Annotated in this window: 1 protein-coding gene; it reads left to right on the forward strand. The window is 69.0% G+C overall.

Annotated features, from left to right (window positions below; genetic code table 11):
* Nucleotides 1–42 precede the first annotated feature (42 nt).
* Entirely contained in the window at nt 43–1,296 is a 1,254-nt protein-coding gene (locus ACGFYU_RS37895; RefSeq protein ID WP_393831844.1) for an IS701 family transposase, read from the forward strand.
* Nucleotides 1,297–1,360 lie beyond the last annotated feature (64 nt).

Consider the following 1,360-nt stretch of genomic DNA (forward strand, 5'->3'; position numbering starts at 1 on the left):
TTCGGGGCACTGCTCGAAGCTCGGTGCGGGCAGTGCCCAGGTATGAACGACGACGCGGCGGACGCCGTCTGGGCCCAGGAACTCGACGAGCTCTTTCTCCGCATCGGCCACCGCTTCCCGCGTGCGGACCTGCGTGCCCGTATGCGTGCCTATGTCCGTGGCCTGCTTGGCCCGGTCGGCCGCAAGAACGGCTGGCAACTGGCCGAGTTCGCTGGACACCGCACCCCCGATGGCCTGCAACGCCTGCTCAACGGCTCCAATTGGAATGCCGACGATCTCCGCGACGACCTGCAGGAGTACGTCGCCGAACACCTCGGTGCGGACGACGGGGTGCTGATCGTCGACGACACCGGCTTCATCAAGAAGGGCACCACCTCCGCCGGAGTCCAGCGCCAGTACTCCGGGACCGCCGGCCGCACCGAGAACTGCCAGATCGGCGTCTTCGCCGCCTACGCAACGACCCGGGGCCGCGCGCTGGTGGACCGTGAGCTCTATCTCCCCAAGTCCTGGACCGGCGACCGTCAGCGCTGCCGGGCGGCCAAGATTCCCGACGACCGTGACTTCGCCACCAAGGGAGACCTGGCCAAGCGCCTGGTGCTCCGCGCCTTGGCCTCGCCGCTCCCGCTGGCCTGGGTGACGGCGGATTCCGCCTACGGCCAGGACGGACACTTCCGCCGCCTGCTGGAGCAGTCCGGCCTCGGCTACGTCCTGGCCGTCCCGAAGTCCCAACAGGTCTTCGGACCCCGCGCCGACCATCTGTTCGCCCAGGCACCGGACACCGCCTGGGAGCCGATGTCCTGCGGAGAAGGCGCCAAGGGCCCGCGGATATACGACTGGGCGGCGCTTCAGCTGCCCGCGGTCCGGGAGTTCGACTACCAGCGACGCAAGCAGGTCCGCCAACGGTGGGCACTGGCCCGGCGCAGCCGCAGCAGGCCCGACGAAATCGCCTACTACCTGGCCTACGCCCCCATGGACAGCACAATCGCCGATCTTGTGAGGGTTGCCGGGATCCGCTGGCAGATCGAGGAGTGCTTCCAGGCCGCGAAGAACGAGTGCGGCCTGGATCAGTACGAAGTCCGCCGCTACACCGGCTGGTGCCGACACATCACCCTGGCCATGCTCGCCCACGCCTACCTCGCGGCGATGACCGTCGGCACGGCGGCAAAGGGGGGTGCAGAAACGGTTCCGGCGGCCCGGACCTGGTCCCGCTCAGCGTGGCAGAACTCAGGCGGCTGCTGGCGCCTGGCCTCGTCCCGCCCCACCTCCATGACCGGCCGCTTCGCCGGCACGCTCTGAACTGGTCGCGCTGGCGACGGCAACACCAGGCAATCGCCCGACACTGCCACTATCAACGCAGAGC

Source organism: Streptomyces sp. NPDC048337, assembly GCF_043201175.1.
In the GTDB taxonomy this organism is placed as follows: Bacteria; Actinomycetota; Actinomycetes; order Streptomycetales; family Streptomycetaceae; genus Streptomyces.

Coding starts and splice junctions, on each gene's coding strand:
- ACGFYU_RS37895 (WP_393831844.1), top strand. CDS start 43: ATGAACGACGACGCGGCGGACGCCGTCTGGGCCCAGGAACTCGACGAG.